This window comes from Nocardioides acrostichi, assembly GCF_015319165.1.
Classification (GTDB): Bacteria; Actinomycetota; Actinomycetes; order Propionibacteriales; family Nocardioidaceae; genus Nocardioides; species Nocardioides acrostichi.
This window is the reverse complement of sequence record NZ_JADIVZ010000001.1, coordinates 348,705-372,998: the sequence shown is the minus strand read 5'-3', so window position 1 is coordinate 372,998 and position 24,294 is coordinate 348,705. Positions and strand designations below refer to the sequence as shown.

24 protein-coding genes are annotated in these 24,294 nt (G+C 71.9%); 10 read left to right on the top strand and 14 right to left on the bottom strand.

The features are described 5' to 3' along the window. The 3 genes from ISG29_RS01735 (at window position 1) to ISG29_RS01725 (ending at window position 1,750) form a co-directional block, all read left to right on the top strand. Window positions 1-708 (top strand): energy-coupling factor ABC transporter ATP-binding protein, encoded by a 708-nt coding sequence (locus ISG29_RS01735; RefSeq protein WP_235958413.1) that lies wholly within the window; start codon window positions 1-3, stop codon window positions 706-708. 4 nt (window positions 709-712) lie between these two features. Further along, window positions 713-1,342 (top strand): energy-coupling factor transporter transmembrane protein EcfT, encoded by a 630-nt coding sequence (locus ISG29_RS01730; RefSeq protein ID WP_194501626.1) that lies wholly within the window; start codon window positions 713-715, stop codon window positions 1,340-1,342. 102 nt (window positions 1,343-1,444) lie between these two features. Continuing rightward, window positions 1,445-1,750, top strand: a complete 306-nt coding sequence (locus ISG29_RS01725) for a hypothetical protein (RefSeq protein ID WP_194501625.1) — start codon at window positions 1,445-1,447, stop codon at window positions 1,748-1,750. Between the two features lie 18 nt (window positions 1,751-1,768). Here ISG29_RS01725 and ISG29_RS01720 read toward each other — a convergent pair whose 3' ends face one another. From ISG29_RS01720 to ISG29_RS01705, 4 genes are read right to left on the bottom strand one after another with little or no spacing between them, the layout of a single operon-like run. Beyond that, a complete protein-coding gene (locus ISG29_RS01720) occupies window positions 1,769-2,698 on the bottom strand; it encodes an SDR family NAD(P)-dependent oxidoreductase (protein WP_194501624.1) in 930 nt (309 codons plus the stop codon). A 34-nt stretch (window positions 2,699-2,732) separates the two neighbouring features. Beyond that, window positions 2,733-4,130 (bottom strand): amidase, encoded by a 1,398-nt coding sequence (locus tag ISG29_RS01715; protein WP_194501623.1) that lies wholly within the window; start codon window positions 4,128-4,130, stop codon window positions 2,733-2,735. A gap of 16 nt (window positions 4,131-4,146) precedes the next feature. Further along, complete coding sequence (locus tag ISG29_RS01710; protein ID WP_194501622.1) at window positions 4,147-4,515, bottom strand: hypothetical protein; 369 nt, start codon at window positions 4,513-4,515, stop codon at window positions 4,147-4,149. A 26-nt stretch (window positions 4,516-4,541) separates the two neighbouring features. Continuing rightward, the gene (locus ISG29_RS01705; RefSeq protein WP_194501621.1) at window positions 4,542-5,099 is read right to left on the bottom strand and encodes an NAD(P)H-dependent oxidoreductase; all 558 of its coding nucleotides are present in this window, start codon (window positions 5,097-5,099) and stop codon (window positions 4,542-4,544) included. A 100-nt stretch (window positions 5,100-5,199) separates the two neighbouring features. Between ISG29_RS01705 and ISG29_RS01700 the strand changes: the two genes are divergently transcribed. Beyond that, window positions 5,200-5,826 (top strand): TetR/AcrR family transcriptional regulator, encoded by a 627-nt coding sequence (locus ISG29_RS01700; protein ID WP_194501620.1) that lies wholly within the window; start codon window positions 5,200-5,202, stop codon window positions 5,824-5,826. 102 nt (window positions 5,827-5,928) lie between these two features. Here ISG29_RS01700 and cimA read toward each other — a convergent pair whose 3' ends face one another. From cimA to ISG29_RS21220, 6 genes are all read right to left on the bottom strand, one after another. Continuing rightward, window positions 5,929-7,536: a citramalate synthase gene (gene cimA / locus ISG29_RS01695; RefSeq protein ID WP_194501619.1), complete on the bottom strand. Its 1,608-nt coding sequence runs from the start codon at window positions 7,534-7,536 to the stop codon at window positions 5,929-5,931. Window positions 7,537-7,718: 182 nt separating this feature from the next. After that, window positions 7,719-9,413 carry a serine/threonine-protein kinase gene (locus ISG29_RS21225; protein WP_207792636.1) on the bottom strand — a complete coding sequence of 565 codons (1,695 nt, stop codon included), beginning with the start codon at window positions 9,411-9,413 and terminating at the stop codon, window positions 7,719-7,721. Between the two features lie 56 nt (window positions 9,414-9,469). Further along, complete coding sequence (locus ISG29_RS01685) at window positions 9,470-10,807, bottom strand: metallophosphoesterase (protein WP_194501618.1); 1,338 nt, start codon at window positions 10,805-10,807, stop codon at window positions 9,470-9,472. Between the two features lie 111 nt (window positions 10,808-10,918). Continuing rightward, entirely contained in the window at window positions 10,919-11,998 is a 1,080-nt protein-coding gene (locus tag ISG29_RS01680; protein ID WP_194501617.1) for a branched-chain amino acid aminotransferase, read from the bottom strand. A 153-nt stretch (window positions 11,999-12,151) separates the two neighbouring features. Continuing rightward, on the bottom strand, window positions 12,152-13,243 hold the full coding sequence (locus ISG29_RS01675; RefSeq protein WP_194501616.1) for a 3-isopropylmalate dehydrogenase: 1,092 nt from the start codon (window positions 13,241-13,243) through the stop codon (window positions 12,152-12,154). Window positions 13,244-13,253: 10 nt separating this feature from the next. Beyond that, window positions 13,254-13,379, bottom strand: a complete 126-nt coding sequence (locus ISG29_RS21220; protein WP_268927544.1) for a hypothetical protein — start codon at window positions 13,377-13,379, stop codon at window positions 13,254-13,256. Between the two features lie 489 nt (window positions 13,380-13,868). Here ISG29_RS21220 and ISG29_RS01670 point away from each other — a divergent pair, with 489 nt between their 5' ends. The 3 genes from ISG29_RS01670 to ISG29_RS01660 all read left to right on the top strand — a co-directional run bounded on the left by ISG29_RS01670 (window position 13,869) and on the right by ISG29_RS01660 (window position 16,672). After that, on the top strand, window positions 13,869-14,438 hold the full coding sequence (locus ISG29_RS01670) for an O-methyltransferase (RefSeq protein ID WP_194501615.1): 570 nt from the start codon (window positions 13,869-13,871) through the stop codon (window positions 14,436-14,438). Between the two features lie 174 nt (window positions 14,439-14,612). Further along, window positions 14,613-16,214: an ABC-F family ATP-binding cassette domain-containing protein gene (locus tag ISG29_RS01665; protein ID WP_194501614.1), complete on the top strand. Its 1,602-nt coding sequence runs from the start codon at window positions 14,613-14,615 to the stop codon at window positions 16,212-16,214. Between the two features lie 32 nt (window positions 16,215-16,246). Continuing rightward, a complete protein-coding gene (locus tag ISG29_RS01660; RefSeq protein WP_194501613.1) occupies window positions 16,247-16,672 on the top strand; it encodes a PPOX class F420-dependent oxidoreductase in 426 nt (141 codons plus the stop codon). Here ISG29_RS01660 and efeB read toward each other — a convergent pair whose 3' ends face one another. From efeB to efeU, 3 genes are read right to left on the bottom strand one after another with little or no spacing between them, the layout of a single operon-like run. Next, a complete protein-coding gene (gene efeB / locus ISG29_RS01655; protein WP_194501612.1) occupies window positions 16,673-17,941 on the bottom strand; it encodes an iron uptake transporter deferrochelatase/peroxidase subunit in 1,269 nt (422 codons plus the stop codon). Further along, entirely contained in the window at window positions 17,941-19,131 is a 1,191-nt protein-coding gene (efeO, locus tag ISG29_RS01650; protein ID WP_194501611.1) for an iron uptake system protein EfeO, read from the bottom strand. Before efeO ends, efeB begins: the two co-directional genes overlap by 1 nt. A 30-nt stretch (window positions 19,132-19,161) precedes the next feature. Beyond that, entirely contained in the window at window positions 19,162-20,010 is an 849-nt protein-coding gene (gene efeU, locus ISG29_RS01645; RefSeq protein ID WP_194501610.1) for an iron uptake transporter permease EfeU, read from the bottom strand. Between the two features lie 163 nt (window positions 20,011-20,173). Between efeU and ISG29_RS01640 the strand changes: the two genes are divergently transcribed. Genes ISG29_RS01640 through ISG29_RS01630 form a run of 3 tightly spaced genes read left to right on the top strand, consistent with a single transcriptional unit; the run spans window position 20,174 to window position 23,163 of the window. Continuing rightward, on the top strand, window positions 20,174-21,106 hold the full coding sequence (locus ISG29_RS01640; RefSeq protein ID WP_194501609.1) for an ABC transporter ATP-binding protein: 933 nt from the start codon (window positions 20,174-20,176) through the stop codon (window positions 21,104-21,106). Then, window positions 21,103-21,930 (top strand): ABC transporter permease, encoded by an 828-nt coding sequence (locus ISG29_RS01635; protein ID WP_194501608.1) that lies wholly within the window; start codon window positions 21,103-21,105, stop codon window positions 21,928-21,930. Before ISG29_RS01640 ends, ISG29_RS01635 begins: the two co-directional genes overlap by 4 nt. A gap of 33 nt (window positions 21,931-21,963) precedes the next feature. Then, window positions 21,964-23,163 carry a low temperature requirement protein A gene (locus tag ISG29_RS01630; RefSeq protein ID WP_328827538.1) on the top strand — a complete coding sequence of 400 codons (1,200 nt, stop codon included), beginning with the start codon at window positions 21,964-21,966 and terminating at the stop codon, window positions 23,161-23,163. 66 nt (window positions 23,164-23,229) lie between these two features. Here the strand turns inward: ISG29_RS01630 and ilvC are convergent, their stop codons facing one another. Then, window positions 23,230-24,258 (bottom strand): ketol-acid reductoisomerase, encoded by a 1,029-nt coding sequence (gene ilvC, locus ISG29_RS01625; RefSeq protein WP_328827536.1) that lies wholly within the window; start codon window positions 24,256-24,258, stop codon window positions 23,230-23,232. Window positions 24,259-24,294: the final 36 nt, after the last annotated feature.

Below are 24,294 nucleotides of genomic sequence, written 5' to 3'. Positions count from 1 at the left end.
TTGCCGACCATCGAGCTGGACGCCGCGGGCGTCACCGTCGAGCACGGTGACGCCCGCGGCTCCTCCCGCACCATCCTGCGCCCGACGACGCTGACCCTCACCGAGCGGCGAGTCGCCGTGATCGGGGCGAACGGGTCCGGCAAGTCGACCCTCGCTCGACTGCTCAACGGGCTCGTCACCCCGACGACGGGCCGGGTCGTCGTCGACGGCCTCGACGTCGCCCGCCACACCTCGCGCGTGCGCCGTCAGGTCGGCTTCTGCTTCACCGACCCTGCCGCACAGCTCGTGATGGCCACCTGCGTCGAGGACGTCGAGCTGTCGCTGCGCCGCTCCGTGCGCGACGCTCGCGCACGGCACCGGCGCGCCATGGAGGTGCTCGACTCCTTCGGTCTCGCCGGCCACGCCGACGACTCCGTGCACACGCTCTCGGGTGGGCAACGCCAGCTCGTCGCACTGGCGGGCGTGCTCGCCACCGACCCGTCGGTCCTGGTCGCCGACGAGCCCACCACCCTGCTCGACCTCGCCAACTCACGCCGGGTCGGCGACGTCCTCATGGGCCTCTCCCAACAGCTCGTGCTGCTCACGCACGACCTCGACCTGGCCCGCCGCTGCGAGCGCGGGCTCGTCGTGGCGGACGGCGCCATCGCCTTCGACGGGTCCGCCGACGATGCCGTCGAGCACTACGTGGCCTCGGTGGCGACCGGGTGAGCGCATGAGCCAGCCGTCGTTCCTCGCCGTCTACCGACCCGGCGACTCCGTGCTGCACCACGCGCGGGTCGGCGTCAAGGTGGGCGGGCTCGTCGCGTTCAGCCTCGTGGTCGTCGTGGTGCGAGGCGCCACGCTCGGGCTCGCGGTCGGCGGGGCCATGCTGGCTCTGGCGGTCGTCGCCTGCCTGGTGGGTGGGCTCGGCCTGCGAGCATCGCTGCGCGCGCTGCGCCCACTGCTGGTGATGGTGGTCGCGCTCGGCACGCTCCAGTGGGTCTTCTACGGCCCGTCGGCGGCCGCCGAGACCGCCCTGGACCTGCTCGCTCTCGCCCTGGCCGCGACCGTCGTCAGCGCGACGACGGCCGTCAACGCCATGCTCGACGCCTTCGTGCGGTGGCTGCGCCCACTGCGCGCCGTCGGAGTACGTCCCGAACGCGTCGCACTCACGTTCTCGCTCGCCATCGCAGCCCTGCCCGGGACACTCGCCCTGGCGCTGGAGACCCGCGACGCGGCCCGCGCCCGCGGACTCGGCCGCCACCCGCGCGCCTTCCTCACCCCGCTCGTGATCCGCGTGGTCGCCCGCGCCCACGAGACCGGCGATGCGCTCGCCGCCCGGGGCCTGGCCGACATCGACTGACTCACCCTGGCGAAGGGCCATGAGCCAGCAATGCTCCGAGTTCGTCCTTCGATTGGCGACTCACCACTCCCGCCGGCGAGCGGGCAGTGACAGCATGGACCCGTGCTGGCCACCCTCGATCCCGACGCCGACGAGGTGTACGACGTCGCCCTGGTACCGCGCCGGCGCACCGGCCTGACCCGGGTACTCGTGACGGCGCTCGACCTCTGGTGCGCGGCCAGCGGCGGCCTGATGGAGCTCACGCGGGTCGGCAGTGTCGTGGTGCGCGAGCGCGTCAGCGGCCTGGAGGTGCTGCGGCTGGACGTCCCGACGGCCGAGGCGGCCGCACTCACCCTGGAATCGCTGCGCGACGACCTCGCCGCCATGGAGCCGGCCGAGTTCCGGGCCGCCTGGCACCTCGCACCCTGACCCAGCACCCGATCCTGGTCAGGACGCCGGCCGCACCTCCACCGCGAGCCCCGTCTCGCGCTCGCAGACCTCCCACAGCCGCGCCACCGCGCCGTCCGACCCGCGACGCACCAGCGCGTGCACCACGGGTGAACCCGCCATGCCGAACCGCGGCCCCACCATGGTGCCGCCGCGCACCGACGGGTCCGTCGCGGCGCGCAGCTGACTCAGCGCTCCACGAGGCACGCTCATGCCCACCCGCTCGGTCACCTGCTGGAAGAACGGGCCACGCCAGCCGCCACCGCCCAGCTCGGCCGTGGTCGCCTGGAGCTCGGAGTTCGTCAGGCCCGGGTGCGCCACCACGGCGCGCGCGTCGAGACCCGCCTCGCGGAACCGCGCGTCGAGACCCACCCCGAGGTGTCGCATCGCCAGCTTGGTGTTGCCGTACATCGCCCAGGCGTCGTAGCCGTCGCGCTGGTGCGGGTCGGCCACGTCGAGCGGACGGCCCTGGTGCTGGGCGATGCTGCTCAACGTCACGACCCGAGCACCGGCCGTGCCGACCACGAGCGGCAGCAACCGCGCGAGCAGGGCCCAGTGGCCGAGCACGTTGGTGCCGAGCTGACGATCGAAGCCGTCGACCGTCGTCTCCTGCGGACTGGCCATGACGCCTGCGTTCAGCATGAGGACGTCGATGCGCTCACAGGTCTGGAGGATCCTCGCGGCCGCCGACTCGACCGACGAGAGGTCGGAGAGGTCGAGCGGCACCACCTCGAGGGACGCCGCCGGCACGCTGAGCCGGACGTCGCTCTCGGCGTCCGCCGCCTTCTGCGGGTTGCGGGCGGCCATCACGACGTGCGCTCCTGCGGCGGCCAACGCCCGGGTCGAGGCCAGCCCCAGGCCCCCGTTGGCTCCGGTCACGACGGCAGTGCGGCCGGTGAGGTCCGGGATGTCGGCGGTGCTCCAGCTCATGCGAGACGACGCTAGTGCCGTCGGGGCCGTCTCGTCACCAGCCCGGTGGCCGACGGTCGTGCCACGGCTTTGCCGCCTCGACCTGCGCGGCGAGGGCGAGCAGCGCGGCGTCCGCGGCCGGGCGACCCGCGAGCATGACGCCGAGGGGGAGCCCGTCGGGCGTCCAGTGCAACGGCAGCGAGACCGCCGGCATGCCGGTGACGTTCCAGGCCGAGGTGTAGGGCGTGAACCGCTTCTGGTTCTCGAAGTCGCGGGCTGGGTCGGCGTCGTCGCGGATCGCCCCGACCGGGAGCGGCGGCGTCGCGAGCGTCGGCGTCAACACGGCGTCGTACGCCGCCAGGGTGGTCATGGCCTCGGCCGCGAAGCGGCGCATCGCACCGATGGCGAGACCGAGCTCGGGGCCGGTCACCGCCCGCCCCCGCTCGGAGAGCCACGCCGTCAACGGACGGACGAGCCCCTCGCGCCCCTCGGGCACCGGCGAGAGCGCCGTCAGCACGGCCCAGCAGGTCTCGAACGTGGGCACCGCCTCGCGCCGCATGGGCACGGGGACGTCGACGACCTCGTGCCCCAGCGACTCCAACAGCCCAGAGGCCGACTCGTAGGCGGCGAGCACCTCGGCGTCGACCGGCGCGTCGGTGATGACCGGCTCGGCGAACCGCGCGATGCGCAGCCGTCCCGGCTCGCGGTCGCAGGCGGCCAGGAAGCCGTCGGACTCGGGCGGGGCGAAGAACGGATCCCCCGGACGCCGCACCGCCAGCACGTCGAGCAGCGCGGCGGCGTCGCGCACCGTGCGGGCGATCGGCCCCGCCGTGGCGAGCCCCACGGGGTCGCCGTACATCGGCCAACCACTGATGCGTCCTCGCGAGGGTTTGAACCCGACCAGGCCACAGCACGAGGCCGGGATGCGGATCGACCCACCTCCGTCCGACCCCTGGGCCAGCGGCACCAGGCCGGCCGACACCGCGGCGCCGGCGCCGCCCGAGGAGCCACCGGCCATCCGGGTGCGGTCCCACGGGGTCACGGCGGGCGGGCGGCCCTCGGGCTCGGTGTAGCAGGGCGACCCGAACTCCGGCGTCGCGGTCTTGCCCAGGCTGACCAGTCCGGCCGACTCCAAAGAGGTCACGACCCCGTCGGACGTCTCCGGCACGAAGTCGTCGTAGGCCGCCGAACCGAACGTCGTGCGCACCCCCGCGGTGGCGTTGAGATCCTTGATCGCGCTCGGCACACCCCACAGCGGCCCCGCGTCGTCTGGACGACGCGCCTCGTGCGCGATCGCGCGCGCGGCGTCCGCGGTCACGGTGACGAACGCGCCGACGTCGTCGAGTCGGGCGACCCGGTCGAGGTAGTGATCGACGAGCTCGGCGCTCGACACCTCACCTCGGGCGATCAGCGCCCCCTGCTCGAGCGCGGTCAGGTCGTGCAGCTCGGCCATGGGCCGAGGCTACTGCTCACGAGGGCACGCTCGAGAACACCAGCCAACCGCCGGTACCGGCGATCGCCGCCCACAGCGGTAGCGCGAGCAGGGGTACCCAGAAGGCCAGGCGACCGCGCACCATCCGCACGATCGCCCAGATCGACGTGGCGAGCCAGGCGACACCGGGGGCGAGGAAGGCCACGGCGATGCCGACACCCATCCGGCCCGTGTCGCAGGGGTCGTCGGGGAAGCACCCGTCGGATGCCATGCCCAAGAAGAGCGACATGAACGTCGCCACCAGACCCAGCCCGGCGAGCAGCACGATGAACACGACGGTGACGGCGATGTCGGCGCCGCGGGCGGGCCGGGCCGGTGCGGGAGGCCCCGATGGGATGGTCGTCACCCGCGCCAGGATAGGCGCGGGTGAGCTCAGGCCGCTGTCGGCTCGGTGCGCACGAGGAGGGCCAGCGCGGCCAAGAGCCGGTCGCGGACCCCGTCGTCGGTGAGCACGTCGACCCCGACGGCCGACTGCGACACCGTGACCTCCTCGACGACCTTGGCGCCCGCGATACCCGCCGAACGGGCCGCGGCGCCGTGCGCCCACTGGCCGCCGTACGGCGTGGGGGTCGCACCGACGACACCGAACGGCTTGCCCGCGATCGCGCCGGCGCCGTAGGGGCGCGAGAGCCAGTCAAGCGCGTTGCTGAGCACGGCCGGCACGCTGCCGTTGTACTCGGGCGTCACGGCGAGCACGCGGTCGGCCGATGCGATGGCCGCACGCAGCCGCTCGGCAGCAGCCGGTATCGAGGCGGGCGTGTCGAGATCCTCGTTGTAGAAGGGGATCTCCCCCAACTCGTCGACGATGTCGAGCTGGACGCCGGCGGGGGCGGCCTCGCGCAGCGTCTCGGCGAGACGGCGGTTGAGGGAGTCGGCACGCAGACTGCCGACGAGGACGGCGACGTGGACGGGCACGTGGACGGTGCTCATGGATCCTCCTGAGGACGTGGGGTCGCTTCGCCGGCACAACCGGACCAGGGTCCGTTTGTATTCCCATCCGCGTACCGGACTTGTTCTCTAGGCTGTGCCCGTGTCCGACCGGCCCCTCCTCCCACTGGCGGGCGAGCCACCGCGCGAGCGGGCGGACGCGGCCCGCAACCGCGACGCCCTGCTGTGCGCCGCCCGGCGGTTGGTGGCGGAGCGAGGCGCGGCAGATGTCACCACCGAGGCCGTCGCCGAGGCGGCCGGCGTGGGCAAGGGCACGGTCTTCCGGCGCTTCGGCTCCCGCGAGGGCCTGATGGCCGCCCTGCTCGACACCTCCGAGGCCGCATGGCAGGGCGAGGTGCTCGGCGGGCCTCCCCCGCTCGGCCCGGGTGCGCCGCCGTGGGAGCGACTCGAGGCTCTCGGCCGCACCCTCGTCGCGAAGCGCCTCCTGCACGCGGATCTGCTCCGCGCCGCCGGGCGCTCGGGCGCGCGCTCACTGGCGGCGTACTCGTTCACGGCCATGCACGTGCAGCATCTGCTGCGCGAGCTCGAGGTCGAGGGCGACCTGCTCTTCCTCACCACCGCGCTCCTCGCGCCACTGGAGATCCCCGTGCTCGACGCCCTCGTGCACCACGATCGCGACATCCCCCGGGTCGCCGACGGCTGGGTCGACCTCGCCCGCCGCATCACCCGGCGCCCATTTCCAGGTGACCCGTCGCCAACTTACAGCTGACCTGCCGCCCTTGCAGCTGTGAAAACTGGCGGCAGGTCAGGTGAAAACTAGCGACGGGTCAGCGGAAAACTGGCGGCAGGTCAGCGGAAAACTGGCGGCAGGTCAGCGGTGATGGCGGCGGAGTCCGAAGGTGATGGCGTCGGTGAGGGCCTGCCACGAGGCCTCGACGACGTTGTGACCCACACCCACGGTCACCCAGGAGCCCGCACCGTCGGAGGTCTCGATGAGCACTCGGGTGATGGCGTCGGTGCCGTGGCCCTGGTCGAGGATGCGCACCTTGTAGTCGGTGAGCTCGAACTTGGCGACCTCCGGGTAGGCCTGGCCGATGGCCTGCCGCAGCGCCTGGTCGAGAGCGTTGACGGGGCCGTTGCCCTCGCCCGTGACGACGTAGCGCACCTCCCCGGCGCGGAGCTTCACGGTGGCCTCCGAGACGGCCTCGCCGGCCGGCAGCAACGAGGAGGCCGGGCCCGTCTCGGTGATGACACGCCACGACTCGACCTCGAAGTAGGTGGGCCGGTGCCCCTCGACCTCCTCGACGAGCAACAGCTCGAACGAGGCGTCGGCGGCCTCGAAGGTGTAGCCGCGGTTCTCCAACACCTTGACCCGCTCGGTGATGCGGGTGACCAGGTCACGGTCGCCGGAGAGGTCGAAGCCCAGCTCGCGTCCCTTGAGCTCGATCGACGCGCGGCCGGCCATGTCGGAGACCAGCAGCCGCATGTCGTTGCCGACGCCGAGGGGGTCCATGTGCTGGTAGAGGTTCGGGTCGACCTTGATCGCGCTGGCGTGCAGGCCGGCCTTGTGCGCGAACGCCGAGGTGCCGACGTAGGGCTGCCGCGAGGAGGGCGCCACGTTGGTGACCTCGGCGACCGCGTGCGCGATGCGCGTGGCCTCGGCGAGCAGCCCCTGAGGCAGCACCTGCCGGTCGAGCTTGAGCTCGAGGTTGGCGACCACCGAGATGAGATCGGCGTTGCCGGTGCGCTCGCCGTACCCATTGACCGTGCCCTGCACGTGGGTCGCGCCGGCGTCGACCGCCGAGAGCGTGTTGGCGACGGCGCAGCCGGTGTCGTTGTGGCAGTGGATGCCCACGCGCCCGCCGGTGCTCTCGACCACGTCGAGCACGACGTCGCCGACCCAGCTGGGCAGCATGCCGCCGTTGGTGTCGCACAGCGCCGCCACCTCGGCGCCCGCCTCGAAGGCGGCGCGAAGAACCTCGAGGGCGTAGTCGCGGTTGGCGCGGTAGCCGTCGAAGAAGTGCTCGGCGTCGAGGAAGACCGTCTGCCCCTCCGCGCGCAGGTGCGTCACGGTGTCGCGCACCATCGCGAGGTTCTCCTCCAGCGTGGTGCGCAGGGCCAGCTCGACGTGCCGGTCGTGCGACTTCGCCACCAGCGTGACCACCGAGGCGCCGGAGTCGCGCAGCGCGGCGACGAGCGGGTCGTCTGCTGCCGCGACGCCGGCACGGCGGGTCGCCCCGAATGCCGCGAGCTCGGCGTGTCGCAGATCGAGCTCCTCGCGGGCGCGGCGGAAGAACTCGGTGTCCTTGGGGTTGGCGCCGGGCCAGCCGCCCTCGATGTAGCCCACGCCCAGTCCGTCGAGGTGCCGGGCGATCGACAGCTTGTCGGTCACCGAGAGGTTGAGGCCCTCCTGCTGCGCGCCGTCGCGCAGGGTCGTGTCGTAGACGTGGAAGGCGCCGTGCAGGTCGAGGGTCGACATGGGTCTCGCTCAGCTCCGGTCGGGTGGGTGGGGTGGGTCAGTGGGGTGATGCGGGCACAAAAAAACCTCCCGCGAACGAGAGGTGGCGCGCCGGCGGTGTCGCTGGCGCGCTAGCTAATGATGATCAGGTCGGTGTGCATCCCGGCCAGTGTGCCACACGCCGCGGCCGAGGCGGGTCCGTCTCAGAACGGGGACGACGTCAGCGGCAGCCAGAGCGGACCGTCGGCCAGGGCGAGCAACGCCCACCCGCCGAGGCTGCCGAGCACCAGCAGCGCCACGAGCCACGACGACGCACTCGAGGCCACCGGCCGCACGACCCGACCCAGCGGTGAGCGCACCCGCGACCCACCCGGGCCGCACCACAGCGACACCACGAAGATCCCGCCGGCCACCGCCAGCGTGGTGGTCTCCCCCGCCGCGACCGCGTAGCAGACGAGTCCACCCGCCGCCGCGGCCAGCGCGGACCAGAGGTGGAGCAGCAGGGTCGAGGGCAGGGCGCGCACCAGGTCGAACGGGGCCCCGAACAGTAGCCGCGGCCCGTCGTACCACTTGTGCCCGCGCACGCCCCGCTTCGCCTCCACCGCGGAGGCCGCGATCGAGCAGCTGCGCAGCAGCCAGGTCAGCACGAGCAACGTGCTCGCGGCGAGCACCGGCACGGCGACCACGGCGGCGGTCGCGGCGGCCGCGAGCGTCGTCTTGAGCACCAGGCGGCGCGCCCTCTCGAGCACCGGCACCCGTGGTGGGGCCACCACCTCCTGCCAGTCGCTCCACTCCTCCCCCTCGGCGCTCACCTCGTCGGCCCCGTCGGCCCAGCCGGCCCGGTCGGCCCCGTCGGCCCCGTCGGCCCGGTCGGCCCGGTTCGGGTCGATCAGGGTCGCGGCGGGACGCGCACCCCACGCGCGATCGCCGTGCACGGGCTCGGTCTGGAGCAGCTTCGTCGAGCCCGGGCGCTCGTCGAGCACGACCGGCGGCGGCGGCACGAACCGCGACGGGGCCGTGGTGAGGGGCCGCAGCCAGGCGAGGATCTGCGGCAGCGACGGTCGCCGCGCAGGCTCGGGGTCGAGGCAGGCCGCGACCACCGCCATCAGATCGCAGATGTCCTGCTCGAGATCCTGGGCGACGTCGGGGGCCAGGTTCTCCACGTCGGGGGCGTCGTACCAGAGCGAGCCGTCGAGGCGAGCGAGGTCGAACTCGCCGCGGCGCACCCGGTCCATCACGGCCGCCGACGGGCCGCGCCCGAAGGGTCCACGGCCCGTCGCGGCGTAGGCCACCGTGGCGGCCCACGAGAACACGTCGGCGGCCTCGGTGGCGTCATCGCCGTAGAGGATCTCGGGAGCCAGGTAGCCAGGGGTGCCGATCAGCCAGCCGGTCTGCGTCAGTCGAGGGTCGTCGGCAACGCGGGCGAGCCCGAAGTCGATGAGGATCGGGGTGCGGCCCTCCATCAAGACGTTCGAGGGCTTGACGTCGCGATGCAGCACGCCCACCGCATGGACCGCGTCGAGGCCCTCGGCCAGGCAACCGGCCAGCCAGAGGAGGTCGTCACCACCGGTCACGCCCTCCTCGTCGACGTGGTCGAGCAGGCAGAGACCGGGCACGTAGCGGGTGGCGATGTAGGGCACCGGCGCCCAGGGGTCGGCGTCGATGACCTCGGCGACCCACCGGCTCTGCACCCGCTCGAGCGAGTCGACCTCCCGCTGCAACCGCAGCCGGCCCTCCTCATCGCCCACGACCTGCGGGCGGAGCACCTTCAACGCGAGCCGCTCGCCGCGCGGCGAGCGGGCGAGGTGCACGACGCCCATGCCGCCCTCGCCGAGGCGCGCCAACAGCTGGTAGTCGCCGACGCGCAGGTCGGCGTCCGCACCGGGGGCCGTGGTCACCCGTCGAGAGTACGGGCAGCCGGGTCGTAGCGGTGTGAAGCGGGCGGTGGCGCGCCTCAGGAGACGGTGGGCTTGCCCCGCAGCTTGGCGAGCGGCACCGCGACGGGCTTCTGCCAGCCGGCGGTGTCGTTCTGCGGGTCGTAGGCGCCGAGCTTGTCGGTGGCGCTGGTGACGACTCCGTCGGCCCACTCCAGGCGCCCTCGGATGGCGGGCACGGTGTAGGAGATCCGGCTCGGCGCCCGCTTGGCACGGTCAGAGCACCACAGGCCGAGCTCACTGCTCTGCGCGATCTGCGGCATCTCGACGTACTCGAGCTGCACGTGGCGGTCCTTCCAGACCCGACCCACCAGGTAGCTGAAGCCGTAGCGGTAGGTGCAGCCGTGGCTGATCTGCACCGGCTGCTTGCTCTGGGGCTGCACGACGGTGGTGTCGTGCACCTCGCCGCAGAAGTAGAAGTCGGCGCCGGTCTGCTTGAGCGCATTCCAGAACTTCACCGAGCGTGGCCCCTGCATGTGCAGGTTGCCGGTGGCGAAGGTGCGGTAGGGGCCGACGGCCGGTACGTGCCCCTGCACGATGACGGTGTGCCCACGCCTGCGGGCCCGCTTGATCTCCCGCCTCGCCCAGGCAAGCTGCTCGCCGAGCACCCCGAGCTGCACGCCGCGTGAGGTGCGATCGAACGTGTCGACCGTGACCAACGTGAGAGTGTCGTTGAACGACTCGCTGTAGGCGGTGAACTCGTACGGCGTGCCCTTCGGGCGCCGGCGGTGCTTGGGTGCGCCCTTCGCGGTGCGGGTGAAGTGGTCGGCCCACACCTCCTTGCAGTGCGGCACGAGGTGCCACCTGTTGTCGGGCTGGCCGTGCATGACCCCGGAGGAGGGCCAGCGCTTGTTGAGCGGTCCGGACCGGTCGTCGAGCAGTTCGTGGTCACCCACCGCCGGATAGATCTTCAGACCACGGTCGGCGAAGAGCTTCGTGTAGTTGCCGTAGTAGGCGGCCCCGGCCTTGGAGATCGCCGAGCGGCACAGTGCCAGGCTGGCCTCGTCGGTGCCCTGGCTGACCGGACCGAACACGGCTCGGCCGTCGGAGTCGACGTTCCAGCGGCCCTCCACCTGGTCGCCGGCGATGAACACGGCGTCCGGCTGGTGCGCCGAGACGGCGCGCAGGCAGGTGTCGATGGCCAGCTGCCACCACTGGTTGTAGGAGTTCATACCGCCGTCGAAGCCGGGCAGCTTGGAGACGTCGGCGACATCGGCGTTGAGGAAGTCGGGCATCGACACGAACGTGAAGTCTGGGTTCGAGAGCGCGCTCACACTGCCTCCGGCCAGTGCCCGCGCGGTCGTTCCTGCGGCCACCGCCAGACCCGCCCCCGCCAGGACGCCGCGACGCGACCACACGTGTGCTGTCTCCCCGACTCGTTCGTCGACCATCAACCGGTCGGCTGACTTCGTTGTCTCCCTCACGCATCTGGCAACGAGGCCGCTACGCAAAGGTCATGGTCTCAGACGTCACACGATGCGGTGCATCCACCCATGGGTGTCGTCGGCACGGCCGAACTGGATGTCGACCAGCTGGGCCCGCAGTCTCTCCCACAGACCATCGCCGCCGGCCGGAGCGGGCGTGGAGCCGCCGTCCCACTTCAGCTCCCCGACGGGCGTGATGACGGCCGCGGTGCCGCAGGCGAAGATCTCGGTGATCTCGCCGGAGGTCACACCGTGCTTCCACTCCTCGATCGAGAACCTGCGCTCCTCGACCTGGTAGCCGGCCTTGCCGGCCAGCTCGATCACCGAGTCGCGGGTGATGCCCTCGAGGATGGTGCCCGTCTCGGGGGTCACGATGCGGCCGTCGGCGTGCACGAAGTAGAGGTTCATGCCGCCGAGCTCCTCGACGTAGCGGCCCTCCTGGGCGTCGAGGAACACCACCTGGTCGCAGCCCTGGCCGATGGCCTCCTGCTGGGCGACCAGGGACGACGCGTAGTTGCCGCCCGTCTTCGCCGCACCCATGCCGCCGCGCCCGGCGCGGGTGTACTCCTCGCTCAACCACAGCGTGACCGGCTTGATGCCGCCCTTGAAGTAGGCGCCGGCGGGGCTGAGGATCACCATGAACGTCACGTGTTGGGCGGGCCGCACGCCCAAGAAGGTCTCGGAGGCGAACATGAACGGTCGGATGTAGAGCGCCTTCTCGCCGCCCTCGGCACTCGGCACCCACCGCTGGTCGACCTCGACCAGCGCGTCGACGCAGGCCACGAAGTCCTCGACCGGCAGCTCGGGCAGCGCGAGGCGGTGACTCGAGCTCACCATGCGCCGGGCGTTCTCCTCGGGGCGGAACGACCACACCGAGCCATCGGGGTGCCGGTAGGCCTTCATGCCCTCGAAGATCTCTTGGGCGTAGTGCAGCACCGCCGCGGCGGGGTCCATCGACAGCGGGCCGTAGGGCTCGATGCGGGCGGCGTGCCAGCCGGCGTCCGGGGTCCACTCGACGGTGAGCATGTGGTCGGTGAAGTGGTTGCCGAAGCCGGGGTTCGCCAAGATCTCGGCGAGCCTCTCGTCGCTGACGGCGGTGGTCGAGCGGGTGGTGCTGATCTCCATGGACATCAAGTTAGTCCTTCGTGGTGGCAGGGGCGATGGTGCGGGCTGCCTGGCCGGGCGCGGGATCCACCGGACGTCGAGGCGGGGCGCCTTCAGCACGGGTCGGGTCGGCGCACTGGGGCCACCGGGGTGGGCGCCGGCGCGGGCAGAGGCTCAGCCCGATACTCGTGCGGCGATCGCGTCGCCGATCTCGGCGGTGCGCCGCGCCGCGCCCTGGCCGGCCGCACGGTCGGTGAGGTCGGCCAGGACGGCACGCTCGATGCTCGCCGCGGCCTCGGGGTGCCCGAGGTGGTCGAGGAGCAGGCCCGCGGAGAGGATCGCCGCGGTGGGGTCGGCCTTCTGCTGCCCGGCGATGTCGGGAGCGGAGCCGTGCACGGGCTCGAACATCGACGGCGCGGTGCGGTCCGGGTTGACGTTGCCGGACGCCGCGAGTCCGATGCCGCCGGTGATGGCGGCGGCGAGGTCGGTGATGATGTCGCCGAAGAGGTTGTCGGTGACGATCACGTCGAAGCGCTGCGGGTTGGTGGTCATGTGGATCATCGCCGCGTCGATGTGCATGTAGTCGACGGTGATGTCCGGGTGCTCGGCGGCGACCTCCTGGGTCAGCCGCCACCACACCGAGCCGGCGTTGACGAGCACGTTGGTCTTGTGGACCAGCGTCAGCTTCTTGGCGGGCCGCAGCTCCGCTCGCGCGAAGGCATCGCGCAGCACGCGCTCCACCCCGAAGGCGGTGTTGACCGACACCTCGGTGGCCACCTCGGCCGGCGTGCCCACGCGCAGCGCACCACCGTTGCCCGTGTAGGGGCCCTCGGTGCCCTCGCGGACGACGACGAAGTCGACCTCTTGACCCTGGAGCACGGCCTCGGAGAGTGGGGAGGCGACGCCGGGGTAGATGCGCGAGGGGCGCAGGTTGACGTAGTGGTCGAGCTCGAAGCGCAGCCGCAGCAGCAGGCCGCGCTCGAGGATGCCGGGAGGCAGGTTGGGGTCGTTGGGCTTGCCACCGACGGCGCCGAGGAGGATCGCGTCGTGCTCGCGGATCTCGCCGAGCACCGCGTCGGGCAGCACCTCGCCGGTGGCGAGGTAGCGCTCGGCGCCGAGGTCGTAGCCGGTCTGCTCGAACTTCACGCCCGCGGGAGCGGCGACCTCGAGAACCTTGAGTGCCTCGGGCGTCACCTCCTGTCCGATGCCGTCGCCGGGGATGACGGCGAGCTTCAGGGAACCGGTGCTGGGAGCGGGCGTGGTCATGTGTCCGAGCCTAGTTGTCGTCGGGGCGCTCGCCGGCACCGTCCCGCAGGTCGAGCGCGCGCTGGAGCGCCTCGCGGCTGCGGGGGTTCTCGGGGCTGTGGGCGGCGGGACCCCAGTCGGGGTACATGTCGTACATCGGGTCGCTCCTTGGTGGTGAGGGTGGTGGTCCGACGCCGCCTGGAGTGGCGGTACCGGGCCGGCCGGTCGTGGCCGGTGATGACCTCACGGTGGAGTCCGGTGCGTGGATCTCACGCGGGTGGAGCTACCCGTTCTGGCTGCGGATCGCGCGTGCGCTGGCAGGTCCGCCGCGAGGACATCGCCGGGTACGACCTACGGGGACAGACGTCCCGGTGCCGGATCCTTCGATCAGGATCAGAGGGCGATGCGTGAGACCAGGTGCCGCGTCAACGACGAACTCCGCGGCGAGGTGGCCTCACTCAGTGGGCCTCGCCGCGGCGCTCAATAAGTACGAAGACGCTGCGCATGATGGGGAGACTGTAGCCCCTGCGAGGGCGCGCGTCTGAGCAGTGCGAGCGCGTGTCTTGGATGGCGAGACGGTCGTCGTCTCGGCCGGGCCGTCTCGAGCCATGAGACACAGGTCTCAGTGCGTGGAAGAATGAGAGGCATGAGCGCGCCTCCCGACGTCCCGGCCATCGTGCGGCGCGCGTTCGACGTGTCTCGACGCGCGGGCTACGTGTCGTTCTGCCGCAACGAGACCGGCCGCCTGCTGGCGACCCTCGCGGCGACGCGCGACGGCACCATGGCCGAGTTCGGCACCGGCTGCGGAGTCGGCACCGCGTGGCTGCGATCGGGCGTGCGCGGGGAGAAGGCGCACATCCTCTCCGCCGAGCTCGACGGGAGGCTGGCCGGCGGTGCCCGGGAGATCTTCGCCGACGACCCCCAGGTCGAGGTGCTCAGCGCCGACTGGTCGACGCTCCTCGATCGCGGACCCTTCTCGTTGCTGTTCCTCGACGCCGAGGAGTCGTCCTCGCTCTCCCTCGACGCGCTCAACGAGGTCGTCGAGCCAGGTGGCGTCGTGGTGCTCGACGAGATCGCCCCGTGCGAGACGTGGCCGCCGATGAGCTACGGCCGGGTCGACGTACGGCGCGAGCTGTGGCTCTCCGACGACCGGTTCGCCGCCGTCGAGGTGATGGTCGCACCCGACACCGCCGTGCTGGTCGCCACCAAGCGCTAGCGGTGCGTGCCGATCAAATCGGGTGCGCTCCGCTCCCCCGAGCACCTAGCGTGGACGCCGCACCAGTGCCCCACGAGACAGAGCAGCCGTTGAACCTGTGAGTACGCCGACCACCGCACCCGCGCCGCCCAGACCGGCTGTGGGTGTGCCTCGCCGTCCTCACCCGGAGCACCCGTGCCCACGTCCCACCGCGCCTCGGCGCTCGCCTTCTCCGCCGTCACCCTGATCCGGCCCGACGGCAGCCGCACCTTCGACGACCTCGACCTGCTCGTGCCACCTGGCCGCACCGGCCTCGTGGGCGCCAACGGCAGCGGCAAGTCCACACTGCTCCGCCTGGCGGCCGGCGACCTGACGCCCGCCGCCGGATCCGTGCGCGTCTCGGGTCGCGTCGGCTACCTGCCGCAGGATCTGACTCTCGACGTCGACCAGCGCGTCGACGCCGTGCTCGGCATCGGCACGGTGCGCCGGGCGCTGCGCGCGATCGAGGGCGGCTCGGTCGACCAGCACCACTTCGACCTCGTCGGTGACCGGTGGGACGTCGAGCAGCGCGCGGTCGCGGAGCTCGAGCGCCTCGGACTCGCCGGCGACGACCTGCTCGATCGGCGTCTCGGCGAGGTGTCCGGCGGCGAGGCCGTGCGCCTCTCGCTGGCCGCCCTGCTGCTCGAGCGACCCGACGTGCTGCTGCTCGACGAGCCCACCAACAACCTCGACCGCGCCGCCCGGTTGCGGGTGCACGATCTCGTGGCCACCTGGCCCCGCAGCCTCGTCGTCGTCAGCCACGACCGAGAACTGCTGGAGCACGTCGAGCGCGTCGGCGAGCTGCGCCCCCACCGCACCCGGCCGATCGAGGTGCGGTGGTACGGCGGGGGCTGGTCGGCCCACGCCGAGCAGGTCGCCGCAGAGCAGGCGGCCGCGGAGCATGCCGTGGACGCCGCCCGCGGCGCCCTGCGTCGGCAGCGCCGCAGCGTGGCCGACGCCGAGGAACGGCTCGCCCAGCGACGTCGGGTCGCCAAGCGGAACGCCGGCAACGTCACCAAGGCCGAACGAGACTTCCTCACCCACCGGGCCGAGAAGTCCGCCGCCGGCATGCGCGCGGTGCACGCCGAGCGGCTAGACGCCGCCCGCGAGCGCGCTGACCTCGCCGAGGACGCACTGCGCGACGATGCTCAGATCATCGTCGACCTCCCGGAGACCACGGTGCACCGCGGCCAACGGGTGCTCGACAGTGACGGTCTCGTGCTGCGTACCGGCCGGCAGGTCGAGCTCACCCTCGTCGGACCGGAACGCGTGGCGGTCGTGGGCCGCAACGGTGCCGGCAAGTCGACGCTGCTGCACACCGTGGCCGGCGACGTGCCACCCGGTGCTGGAAGCGTGCGGGCACACCTACCGTGGGCACTGCTCCCCCAGCGCATCGACGTGCTGCCCGGCGAGCTGACCGTGGCCGAGTCCGTGCTCGCCCGCAGCCCGGACGCCGACCCGACCCTGGTACGCACCCGGCTCGCCCGCTTCGGGTTCCGCGGCACGGCTGCGGAGAAGCAGGTGGCCACGCTCTCGGGCGGCGAGCGGTTCCGGGCGACGTTGGCGGCACTGCTGCTCGCCGACCCCGCACCTCGACTGCTCATGCTCGACGAGCCCACCAACAACCTCGACGTCGCAGCCTTCGATGCGCTGGTCGGTGCGCTCGGCGCCTATCGCGGCGCCCTGGTGGTCGTCAGCCACGACCAGGCGTTCCTCGACGCGATCGGCGTCGACCGCGCCGTCGATCTCGACGGGTGACGGTCACGACCGGGGCTGGGAGAGTGGCGCCCATGACCACGCGCGAGGAACTGGCCGCCGGCAGGTACATGGCGTTCACGACCTACCGGCACAGCGGCGAGGAGGTCACGACCCCGGTGTGGGTGGTGCCGGTCTCCGACGGGCGGGTCGGGTTCTGGACGGCCGACGGCAGCGGCAAGACCAAGCGGCTGGCGCACACCGCCGCCGTGAACGTCCAGCCCTGCGATGCTCGAGGGCGGCTCGAGGAGGCGAGCTCCCCGCTGGCCGGCACCGCACAGGTGGTGCGCTCCGGCGCACACTTCGACGAGGTGCACGCCAAGGTGCGGGCGAAGTACGGCGTGATGGTCGGCGTCACGAAGATGCTGGCCAAGGTGGGCCCGCAGCGCAGACTCGGCTACGCCGACACCGTCGTGCTCGTGCGCCTCGACCCGCCGGACCAGACACCGGCAGCCGAGTAGTCAGCCGAAGAGCGGCTCGCCGACGTACTCGCCCTCGCCGGCCCCGGGCGGGACGGCGAACACGGCCGAGCCGGTGACGGTGAGGTACTCCATGAGCGCGTCGTGGCGCGACATCGCCTGCTGCACCGGGGTGAAGTGGGTGCGCGGGTCGCGCACGTAGGCGAGGAAGAACAAGCCCGCGTCGAGGGCGCCGAGGTCGGTGGTGCCGTCGACGAAGTTGTAGCCGCGGCGCAGCATCCGCACGCCGTCGTGGTGGTCGGGGTGCACGACGGCCACGTGAGAGGTGGTCGGGATGATCGGTCCGTCGCTGCCGGCCAAGGAGAAGTCGGGCGCCGTGTGCTCCTCGCCTCCCGAGAGCGGCGCGCCGGTGCCCTTGGCGCGACCCACGAAGTCCTCCTGGTCGCCGAGGGGCTGGCGGTCCCAGACCTCGATGTCCATGGCGATGCGGCGGGCCACCAGGAAGGATCCGCCGGCCAACCAGGCGGCGTCGGGATCGTCGTCCGCACCGATCCACACGTGCTCGTCGAGCGCGTCGACCTCCTCGGCCTTCACGTTGTCGGTGCCGTCCTTGAAGCCGAAGAGATTGCGCGGCGTCTCCTGCTGAGTCGATGTGGTCGAGGTGCGGCCGAAGCCGAGCTGACTCCACCGCACGGAGACGGTGCCGAAGCCGATGCGCGCGAGGTTGCGGATCGCGTGCACCGCCACCTGCGGATCCTGCGCACACGCCTGCACGCAGAGGTCGCCACCGGAGCGGGCCTCGATGAGCGCGTCGCCTGGGAAGTGGGGCAGATCCTCCAGCCCGGCCGGACGACGGTCCGCGAGGCCGAAGCGGTCCTCGCCCTCGGTGGTGGCGAAGAGACCCGGCCCGAAGCCGAAGGTGATCGTGAGCCCGCTCGCGGGCAGTCCGAGCGCCTCGCCGGTGTCGTCGGGCGGCAGGTCGAACGAACCGATGGCGCCGGACCCGACGGCGCGGCCGGCCATCATCTCCTCGGCCGCGTCGGTCCAGGAGCGCAGCAGGTCGATCAGCTCGTCACGGTCTTCGGTGAGGACGTCGAACGCCGCGAAGTGCAGCCGGTCCTGCGCGGGCGTGACGATGCCGGGCTGGTGCTGGCCGCGCAGCGCGTAGCGCTCGGACTCGACCGATCCGGAGCCGGCAGAGCTGCCGGCCGCCTCGCTGGCGCGCCCCACGGCGAACGCGCCGCCGAGACCCACGGCGGCTGCACCCCCGCCGAGCAGACCACGGCGCGAGATCGAGGCGGGCCGTGGCATCAGGCGAGCACTGCGGCGGTCAGCCGCGAGAGCGGCTCGGCGAGCGCGTTCACGGCGTCGGCGAGCTGCTTGACCTCGCTGGTGGAGAGCTGGTCGTAGCCCACGAAGCCGGACTGCCCGTCCACCTTCGGCGCGGCGGCGTCGCGGTGCTGGTCGAGGAGCTTTTGGAGGGCGGTGAACCGCTCGTCGAGCTGGTCGGCGAGGTCGGGGTCGTTGCGCTCGAGCAGCGGCCGGACTCCCTCGAAGGCGACCCGCGCGCCGTCGACGTTGGCCTGGAAGTCGTAGAGGTCCGTGCGGGACCAGTACTCCTCCTCACCCGTGACCTTGCCGGTGGCGACCTCCTCGAGCAGGCCGCGCGACCCGTTGGCGATCTGGTCGACGGTGAGCTCGAGCTTCGCGATGCGGCCGACGAGATCGTCGGTGTTGGCGAGCAGGTCGTCGCCGTAGACGCGACGCTGCTTCGGCGTCAGCGCCGTGTAGTCGTCGGCGCGCGCCGGCCACAGGTCCTTCTCCATGAGGTGCCAGCCGGTCCACCGCTGGCCGGCCTCGAGGTCGGCTTCGCGCGCGTCCATCTTCGGGTCGAGGTCGCCGAACGATTCCGCCACGGTCTCGATGCGCTCCCAGTGCGTGCGAGCCACCGGGTAGAGCGCGCGCGCCTGGTCGTCGTCCCCGTTCTCGTAGGCCTTGACGAAGGCCTTCGTGCCCGCGAGCAACTGGTCGGACTGGTCCTGGACGTAGGCCTGGTACTGGGTGACCGCCTGGTCGACGAGCTCGGCGTCGTCGCCGGTCGGGGTCAGGTCGGCGCCGGAGTCGGTGACGGTGAAGTCGGCGCGGATCCCCTCGCCGCTCATGCCGGGCTTGCAGGCGGTGACGTAGTCGCCGGGCGGGACGGCGAGCACCAGCTGGCGGGTCGCCTCCGGGCCCACGTTCTCGACCTCGCCCTTGATCGCCTGCCCGTCGCCGGCGAGCAGATAGAACTCGGTGACCTGGGAGCCGTCGTTGGTCACCTCGAAGGTGACCTTGCCGGACGGAACCTCGGTCGAGGACACCTCGCACGCGTCATCGGTGGAGCTGACCGTGACGACGTCGTCGCCGGCGGCGGCGTCCGAGCTCGGCGCGGTGCTCTCGGTGCACGCCGCGAGCAGAGGCGCGGCGAGGAGCAGGGCAGGGGCGAGGAGGAGAGGGCGCATGAGGGACTTCCTGGTGAGGAGTGGTAGCGGTCAGACACCGGCGGGGGCCGGGGTGCCCGAGGACGACGGACGCCGCACCTTGAGCAGGAACAGCGCCAGCACCGGCACGACGTAGGCGAGCCACACGCCCGCCTCGAGCCAGGTGGTGCGCGGTGAGAAGTTGAAGACGCCCTTGAGCAGGGTGCCGTACCAGCTGCCGAGGCTGATGACGTGCGAGACGTCGAAGGCGATGGCGTTGAGTCCCGGCAGCAGGCCGGCCTCTTGGAGGTCGTGGAAGCCGTAGGCGAGCACACCCGCGGCGACGATGACCAGCAGGGCACCGGTCCAGGTGAAGAAGCGCGTGAGGTTGATCGTGATCGCCCCGCGATACAGCGCGTAGCCGATGACGACAGCGGTGGCGATGCCCAGCAGCGCGCCGATGATCGGCACGCTCGTCGGTTGACCGGCGCCCCCGGTGGCCTGCTGGGTGTTGGTCCAGAGGATGAGCGTGGTCTCGAGTCCTTCGCGGCCGACCGAGAGCACGGCCACGAGCACCAGCCCCCAGGCACTCCCGTCGGCGGCGTCGACGTCGGCACGCAGCTTGGCGCCCATGCCGCGCGCGGCGCCGGCCATCCAGAAGACCATCCAGGTCACGAATGCCGCCGCCACGATCGAGAGCGTGCCGCCGACCAGCTCCTGGGTCTGGAACGTCAGTTGGCGGGCCTGGAGGCCGAGGCCGACCGTGATCGCGACGCAGACCGCGATGACCAGCGCGACGCCGAGCCACAGCCGCGGCAACAGGTGGCGTCGCCCGCTGCTGACCAGGTAGGCCACCAGGATGCTGACGACCAACGAGGCCTCGAGACCCTCGCGCAAGCCGATGAGGTAGTTGCCGAGCATGGGCCGAGCGTAGAGGTTTTCCCCAGGTGAGGCTACCCAAACTTAGGGTTACCTGACTCACCCCTACCGCGGGTCGGACCGGGGTCGGGCCGGGGTCGGGCCGGGGTCGGGCCGGGGGTGCCCCCCGATGCGCGCGCACCCGATCTCGCGATGCGGTGGGGCCATGATCGAACTCACCGAGCTCACCAAGCGCTACGGACGTGACTCCCGAGGTCACCTGGCCGTCGACCACGTCTCGTTCACCGCGCGTCCCGGCCGGGTCACCGGCTTCCTCGGACCCAACGGGGCCGGCAAGTCCACCTCGCTGCGCATCCTCACCGGACTCACCCCACCCACCAGCGGCACTGCCACCATCCTCGGCCGGCGCTACCGCGACCTGCCCAACCCCGGACGCGAGGTCGGCGTCCTGCTCGACGCCTCGGCCCAGCACGTCGGCCGCACCGGCCGCGAGATCCTGCGGGTCGCCGCCCAGACCATGCGCCTCCCCGGTGGCCGCGTGCAGGAGATGCTCGACCTGGTCGGCCTCACCGAGGCAGAGTCCGCGCGGCGCGTGCGCGACTACTCCCTCGGCATGCGCCAGCGCCTCGGTCTCGCCGCCGCGCTGCTCGGCGACCCGGCGGTACTGGTGCTCGACGAACCCGCCAACGGACTCGACCCGGCCGGCATCCGCTGGATGCGCGACCTGCTGCGCGACTACGCCCGACGCGGCGGCACGGTGCTGCTCTCCTCGCACCTGCTGCACGAGATCGAGGTCGTGGCCGACGACATCGTCGTGATCGGCCAGGGCCGCATCGTGGCCGGCGGCACGAAGGAGGAGCTGCTCGCCGACGAGCGCACGTTCGTGCGCGCCACCGACAGCGTCGCGCTGGCCGCCGCCCTGCTCGCCGACGGTCACTCCACAGAGCCGGTCGCCGACGGCCTGTGCACCGACGCCGACCTCGCCACTACGGGGCAGGTCGCCCACCGGGCCCGGCTTCCCCTCGTCGAGCTGCGCCGCGCCGACGGCGCGGGCCTGGAGGAGATGTTCCTCCGGCTCACGGCCGACACCCAGCGCGAGACCACTCACCCCACGTCCGGCGAAGGAGCCGCAGCATGACCACGTCCACGATCTCCCCCGCCTCGGCCCGTCCCGGGGTCGGCGACGTCTACTCCGACCGGCCCGCGCCGTCCACCATCGGTTTCGATCGCGTGGTGGGTGTCGAGCTACGCAAGATGTTCGACACCCGTTCGGGCTGGTGGCTGATGGCGGCCGTCGTGATCCTCTCGGTGCTGGCGAGCGGCGCGGTGATGCTGTGGGGCTCCGACGCCGGAGTGCACTACAGCGACTTCGGGCAGGCCGTCGGCATCCCGATGGCGGTGATCCTGCCCGTGATCGCCATCTTGTCGGTGACCAGCGAGTGGAGCCAGCGCACCGGGCTCGCCACCTTCACCCTGGTGCCGCACCGTGGCCGCGTGATCGCCGCGAAGCTGGTCGATGTCGTGGCCGTCGGAGTGCTCGGCATGCTCGTGGCGTTCGCGATCGGTGCGCTCGGCACCGTGCTCGCCGGAGCCGCCCATGGCGTGACTCCGACCTGGGACGTCGGCCTCGACCAGTTCGCCTCGATCATCGTCGGCAACGTGCTGGGCGTCCTGGTCGGCTTCACCATCGGGGTACTGCTGCGCAACTCCGCCGGCGCGCTGGTCACCTACCTCGTCTATGCCTACGTGCTGGCCGGGGTGACCTTCGCGCTGGCCGCGGCTCAGACCTGGTTCGCCGACCTCGAACCCTGGATCGACTTCAACCTCACGCAAGGCAATCTCTTCACGGGCTTCCCCGACACCGGCGAGGCGTGGGCCCAGCTCGGTGTGTCGGGGCTGATCTGGCTGGTGCTGCCGTTGGCGTTCGGCCTGGTGCGTGTCGGCCGGGCCGAGGTGAAGTAGCCGCACGCGCACCTCGCTCCTAGGCTGAAGCGGGTGACGACGGACACCCGCCCGCCCGCCCCCCTCCGCCTCTCCCCCATGACGGCGCGCGACCCGCACGAGCCCCATCGTGCGGCGACGCCGTTGGAGCTGTTCTTCGACCTGGTGTTCGTCGTCGCGGTCGCGACCGCGGCCGTCGACCTGCACCACGCCCTCACCGACGACCACATCGGGCACGGGCTGGTGTCGTACGCGATCGTGTTCTTCGGCATCTGGTGGGCCTGGATGAACTTCACCTGGTTCGCCACGTCGTTCGACACCGACGACTGGCTCTACCGGGTGCTCACGATCCTCCAGATGTCGGGGGTGCTCGTGCTGGCCGCGGGCATCGACCCCGCCTTCGAGCACGACGACTTCCGCCTCCTGGTCGCGGGCTACGTGGTGATGCGCGTGGCGATGGTGGCCCAGTGGCTGCGCGCCGCCCGCGTGCCCGGGTACGGCCGGACGGCGGGCCTCTACGCCGCGGGCATCGCCGTCGTGCAGGTGCTCTGGCTCGCGTGGCTGGCCGCACCGGAGTCGCTGGTCGCGCCGGCCCTCGTGGTGCTCGTCCTCGCCGAGATCGCCGTGCCGGTGGTGGCCGAGACGCGCGGTGTCCAGGCCGGGAGGGGCATGACGCCGTGGCACGCCCACCACATCACCGAGCGGTACGGGCTGTTCACGATCATCCTGCTCGGTGAGAGCCTGCTGGCCTCGGGCAACGCGATCATCGAGGCGCTGCACGACGACGAAGCCGTGGCGCCACTCGTGAGCATCGGCGCGCTGGCCGTCGTGGTGACCGCCGCCCTGTGGTGGATCTACTTCTGGCCGCCACACCACGAGGCGATCGGCGGACTGCGACAGTCGCTGCGCTACGGCTACACCCACTACCTGGTGTTCGCGGCGGCCGGAGCCGTGTCGGCCGGCATCGAGGTGCAGATCGACGCCGCCACCCACCACACCGAGCTCGGTGACGTGGCCGCCGGCCTGACGCTCGCCGTCCCGGTGGCGATGTTCGTGCTGATGACCTGGTGGCTCGCCATCCGCGAGCGCGGCGACGCCGTCGTGAACCTCGCCCTGCCCCTGGGAGCGGTGCTCGTGCTGGCCGAGGCCTTCGTGCCGGGGCCTGCGGTCGTCACCGCCGTGGTGCTCGTGGCGATGGTGGTCGTGCTGGTGGTGCGCTCACCCGCGGCGCCCCGCAACGCGCGCGAGCGGTGAGCCAGCAACCGTTTCCGGGGTGGATTCGGTTGCCCGCTCACCGCTCGTGCGGCTCAGCCGGGTGACTCAGCGAGCCGAGGAGCCCTCGACGTAGTCGGAGTCGTGGCTCTTCACCCACGCCATGAGCTTGCGCAGCTCGCGGCCGGTCTTCTCGATCGGGTGCTGCTCGTGCTTCTCACGGAACGCGGTGAACTCGGGCGAGCCGTTCTCCATGTCGGTCATGAAGCGGTCGGCGAAGGTGCCGTTCTTGACGTCGTCGAGCACGGCCACCATGTTCTGCTTCACCTCAGGGGTGATCACCCGCGGGCCGGACACGTAGTCGCCGAACTCGGCGGTGTCGGAGACCGACCAGCGCTGCTTGGCGATGCCGCCCTCGTACATGAGGTCGACGATGAGCTTGAGCTCGTGCAGGCACTCGAAGTAGGCGACCTCGGGCTGGTAGCCGGCCTCGGTGAGCACCTCGAAGCCGTACTGCACCAGCTGCGAGGCGCCGCCGCAGAGGACCGCCTGCTCGCCGAACAGGTCGGTCTCGGTCTCCTCGGTGAAGGTGGTCTTGATGCCACCCGCACGCAGGCCGCCGATGCCCTTGGCGTAGGAGAGGGCGAGATCCCAGGCGCTGCCCGACTCGTCCTTCTCGACCGCGACGAGCACGGGCACGCCGCGACCGTCGACGTACTCGCGGCGCACCAGGTGGCCGGGGCCCTTGGGCGCGACCATGAACACGTCGACGCCGGCGGGCGGGGTGATGAAGCCGAAGCGGATGTTGAAGCCGTGGCCGAAGACGAGCGAGTTGCCCGGCTCCAGCTGGGGCGCGATCTCGTCGGCGAAGAGCTTCTTCTGGTGCTGGTCGGGGGCCAGGATCACGACCACGTCGGCCCAGGCAGCGGCCTCGGCCGGCGTCATCACGGTCAGGCCCTCGGCCTCGGCCTTCGGGCGCGACTTCGAGCCCGGCTGGAGGCCGATGCGGACGTCGACGCCGGAGTCACGCAGCGACAGCGAGTGGGCGTGGCCCTGGCTGCCGTAGCCGATCACGGCGACCGACTTGCCCTGGATCAGGGACAGATCGGCGTCGTCGTCGTAGAACATCTCAGCCACGGGGGCTTCTCCTTTGGGTGGTGGGTGTGGGACGTG

Coding starts and splice junctions, on each gene's coding strand:
- ISG29_RS01730 (WP_194501626.1), top strand. CDS start 713: ATGAGCCAGCCGTCGTTCCTCGCCGTCTACCGACCCGGCGACTCCGTG.
- ISG29_RS01720 (WP_194501624.1), bottom strand. CDS start 2,698: ATGAGCTGGAGCACCGCCGACATCCCGGACCTCACCGGCCGCACTGCC.
- ISG29_RS01715 (WP_194501623.1), bottom strand. CDS start 4,130: ATGGCCGAGCTGCACGACCTGACCGCGCTCGAGCAGGGGGCGCTGATC.
- ISG29_RS01705 (WP_194501621.1), bottom strand. CDS start 5,099: ATGAGCACCGTCCACGTGCCCGTCCACGTCGCCGTCCTCGTCGGCAGT.
- cimA (WP_194501619.1), bottom strand. CDS start 7,536: ATGTCGACCCTCGACCTGCACGGCGCCTTCCACGTCTACGACACGACC.
- ISG29_RS01680 (WP_194501617.1), bottom strand. CDS start 11,998: ATGGAGATCAGCACCACCCGCTCGACCACCGCCGTCAGCGACGAGAGG.
- ISG29_RS01675 (WP_194501616.1), bottom strand. CDS start 13,243: ATGACCACGCCCGCTCCCAGCACCGGTTCCCTGAAGCTCGCCGTCATC.
- ISG29_RS21220 (WP_268927544.1), bottom strand. CDS start 13,379: ATGTACGACATGTACCCCGACTGGGGTCCCGCCGCCCACAGCCCCGAG.
- ISG29_RS01670 (WP_194501615.1), top strand. CDS start 13,869: ATGAGCGCGCCTCCCGACGTCCCGGCCATCGTGCGGCGCGCGTTCGAC.
- ISG29_RS01660 (WP_194501613.1), top strand. CDS start 16,247: ATGACCACGCGCGAGGAACTGGCCGCCGGCAGGTACATGGCGTTCACG.
- efeB (WP_194501612.1), bottom strand. CDS start 17,941: ATGCCACGGCCCGCCTCGATCTCGCGCCGTGGTCTGCTCGGCGGGGGT.
- efeO (WP_194501611.1), bottom strand. CDS start 19,131: ATGCGCCCTCTCCTCCTCGCCCCTGCCCTGCTCCTCGCCGCGCCTCTG.
- efeU (WP_194501610.1), bottom strand. CDS start 20,010: ATGCTCGGCAACTACCTCATCGGCTTGCGCGAGGGTCTCGAGGCCTCG.
- ISG29_RS01640 (WP_194501609.1), top strand. CDS start 20,174: ATGATCGAACTCACCGAGCTCACCAAGCGCTACGGACGTGACTCCCGA.
- ISG29_RS01635 (WP_194501608.1), top strand. CDS start 21,103: ATGACCACGTCCACGATCTCCCCCGCCTCGGCCCGTCCCGGGGTCGGC.